This window comes from Labrenzia sp. OB1 (genome assembly GCF_001624695.1).
Lineage (GTDB): Bacteria > Pseudomonadota > Alphaproteobacteria > Rhizobiales > Stappiaceae > Roseibium.
In genome coordinates, this window is record NZ_JSEP01000084.1 from 1 (window position 1) to 1,194 (window position 1,194).

At 51.7% G+C, this 1,194-nt stretch carries 3 protein-coding genes; 2 read left to right on the forward strand and 1 reads right to left on the reverse strand.

Going from position 1 to position 1,194, the window contains the following annotated elements:
* Positions 1 to 218, reverse strand: a 218-nt coding sequence (locus OA90_RS27790) for a transposase (RefSeq protein ID WP_156510692.1), incomplete at its 3' end; no start/stop codon positions are given.
* Positions 219 to 340: 122 nt separating this feature from the next.
* Between OA90_RS27790 and OA90_RS27795 the strand changes: the two genes are divergently transcribed.
* Positions 341 to 706 carry a hypothetical protein gene (locus tag OA90_RS27795; protein ID WP_199823893.1) on the forward strand — a complete coding sequence of 122 codons (366 nt, stop codon included), beginning with the start codon at positions 341 to 343 and terminating at the stop codon, positions 704 to 706.
* 274 nt (positions 707 to 980) lie between these two features.
* Positions 981 to 1,194: IS3 family transposase (locus tag OA90_RS27800; RefSeq protein ID WP_068416196.1), on the forward strand; the 214-nt coding region annotated here is incomplete at its 3' end.

Sequence of the window (1,194 nt, forward strand, 5' to 3'; positions counted from 1 at the left end):
GGAAAGTCCTTCGGCAGTGCCCGCCACTGACAGCCGCTGCCCGCGATATAAAGGACCGCGTTCACCACCTCTCGCATGTCGGTCTTGCGTGGCCGACCGCCGGATTTGGCCGGAGGGATCAGCGGCGCCAAAATCGCCCATTCCCGATCCATCAAATCAGTTGGATAACGCAGATCGTCCCGGTTATGCTGTTTGCGAGTGATATCATCCCAGGGCATTCGATCCTCCATCTTCTCGACAAAGACGGTTGAATCACAACCCTTTGATATCACTCAACTACTTTTAAATCAGGCTCTTAGCGATCGTTCGCTACAATCGGCTCATCGATACTTTCCTAAGTTTGACGACCTACAGCCTGCAAAACCATCTCCGAACAACCGTAAAAGGTGTCGGCCAAATTGAGATCGATGAATTATATGTTGGGATAGACAAGCGCGGCTGCCATTTCGTTATTCCGGTGCAAGCCAAGGGTGGAAAAGACCAAATTAGCATTGTGCAAATCGACCAAGATATTCACTTCGTCGAGGAAAAATTTCCCGGCATGAGATGTAGAGCAATTGCAGCACAGTTCATGGATTCAAACGTCGTTGCATTGTTTGAGCTGACCTTGCAAGACGACGAAATCAAAGTTGTCGAAGAGCGCCACTACCGTCTGGTGCCTGCCAAAAAACTCAACGCTAAGTCTATCAGGGATTACCGTGACTAGTTGGCAGTTCCGATCGAAAAGTCGTAGCCGCTGACGTGCCTCCCGGAATTCGGTTCGTTCTGAGCTGGAATTTTCAATTATGATCCCGTTAACGGGAAAAAGAGAGTTCCATGAAGAACCGAAGTTCTCTGAGGTGCAGATCGCGTTCATTCTGCGTCTGGCAGATGAAGGCATGCCGGTAGCAGAGGTGAGAGCTGGCTCGGGAAATCTGAACAGCTAGGATAAGTGGAATTTCTGCCTGACTTTGGCTTAGATGCCGGAAACAGGAGAGATCATGACGAGACGACCGCGCCGGAACCACAGCCCGGCTTTCAAGGCGAAAGTGGCGCTTGCCGCGATCAAAGGCGAGCAGACGCTGGTGGAACTGTCCCAGCAGTTCGACGTGCACGCCAACCAGATCAAGCAGTGGAAAGACCAACTCCTTGAGGGGGCGATGGGCGTTTTTGGTGATGAAGCCAAGAGAGAACCGGCTACACCTCCGGTCGATG